This is a genomic window from Halomonas ventosae (assembly GCF_004361885.1).
Classification (GTDB): Bacteria; Pseudomonadota; Gammaproteobacteria; order Pseudomonadales; family Halomonadaceae; genus Halomonas; species Halomonas ventosae_C.
The window spans coordinates 1-1,473 of the sequence record NZ_SNWH01000058.1 but is presented as its reverse complement, the minus strand read 5'-3'; the positions used below and the strand labels follow the sequence as shown (position 1 = coordinate 1,473).

Genomic DNA, 1,473 nt, shown 5'->3' with positions numbered 1-1,473 from the left:
TGGCTGAACCCGGACCAGGAAGATCCGCTGGTTCAACGCGATCAGCGATTAGAAGCCGCCTGATTCCAGGTTCCAACAAGCTTGACAGGCATCGCACGGTTTCCGGCGTGATGCCACGATCTTGGCAATACTTGGTTTGCAGCCAGACAGATAGAGGCTTCTGGCCTTTACTCGCATTACAGCCGCAACAGCAAAGGGCAATATTTTCCCGAGTAATGATACTGGCATCGTTGATGATGTGCTCCCAGCTGGCCGCAGACTTTCTCGATACTTTTACAGAGGTAAACTCATTCCCGCAGTAGACACACACCGTATCGCGCGCTCTGACCTCTTTTTCGAGCCAGTCCGGAATGTTCCAGTTATTTGCCATTGCTCGTGCTTACCTTTTACCGCTTAACGCTTGGCTTTGCGGCGTACCGGAGCGAAGCGTAGGCACGTCCGCCAACAGCCACTTGTTAGCACTTTTTCAGACTCTTTGGCAAAAATGCGTCAATTTCCTCGTCGGAAAAAGTCATATCTTCAAGGTTCTTTAGGGCTTCTTGTGCTTTTTTATATGCTTTGAAATTAGTGCTGGGCGCACCTGAATAAAGAGCATGCAACTCGGTTAATAAGTCATCTCTCTTTTCTCGCAATTCATCTTCACTGCTTGAACTGGAACGCAAGTCGGTCAGAAGGGAGAGATACTGCTCGCGAATCAGCCAGAGGTCAGCAGCAGCTTGACGATGTTTCTGCGCCAATTGACCGAGGTCGTAATCTTTTGTGTACCCATTCAGAACAAGTAATGCAACCGAGACTAAACCGCCAGCAATCGCACCAACTTCCCCAGTTCCAAAAATTACCGAAACGAAACCGGCTGTACTAAGCGCAGACAATATAATTTGTGCAATCTTTATATTTGAAAGCTGACTCAGAAGAATGTCCGCGCATTTCTCATGTGTTTTATGCGAATAAACGACCCGGCCATAGCACTCCCGAATCTGCTCTTCGAGGTATGCCAGTCCTTTATTGCTAGCTTGGGAATTTGGTTCCAAAAATCTCTCCCCAGCTCTGTTTGGCTGACCATTCACGTTTAGGGGCTGCTGACTCGTGCTTACATGCCTCTATTGCGATATTGCAACAACGTCTTGCTTTCCATTGGAACAAATCTTTGCCATAAACGTACTGGCCACTACCGGGGGCTTTCCAGTATTCCTTTGTTTTATCCTGATTTGCCATAAAATTAAAAAAGTCGCGACACATCCAATCATAGTACAGAAATGATTTATCTCTGTACTCCCAATTTTCAATAAATTGGTAGGCCAACGTCCTGAATCCGTGAGCTCAAGGCCGACATCTTCCCTGACCCGCTCATTGAGCAATTTTTGATCACCGGCATCCCCTTTCTCGGTCCTGGTGATGACTGACCAGGACGATATCGGCCTCCTTGCCCCCTGTTGACGGCCTGTTTCACCGCCATTTGCGACAGCCAGGCAC

The 1,473-nt window shown here is 48.1% G+C and carries 3 protein-coding genes; all 3 read right to left on the bottom strand.

Features of this window, described 5'->3' with window-relative positions:
* A partial coding sequence (locus DFO68_RS15725) for a hypothetical protein (protein WP_208107459.1) occupies positions 1-370 on the bottom strand: 370 nt, incomplete at its 3' end.
* A gap of 85 nt (positions 371-455) precedes the next feature.
* Complete coding sequence (locus DFO68_RS15365; RefSeq protein ID WP_133484466.1) at positions 456-1,031, bottom strand: SLATT domain-containing protein; 576 nt, start codon at positions 1,029-1,031, stop codon at positions 456-458.
* A gap of 69 nt (positions 1,032-1,100) precedes the next feature.
* A partial coding sequence (locus DFO68_RS15720) for a hypothetical protein (RefSeq protein ID WP_208107458.1) occupies positions 1,101-1,473 on the bottom strand: 373 nt, incomplete at its 5' end.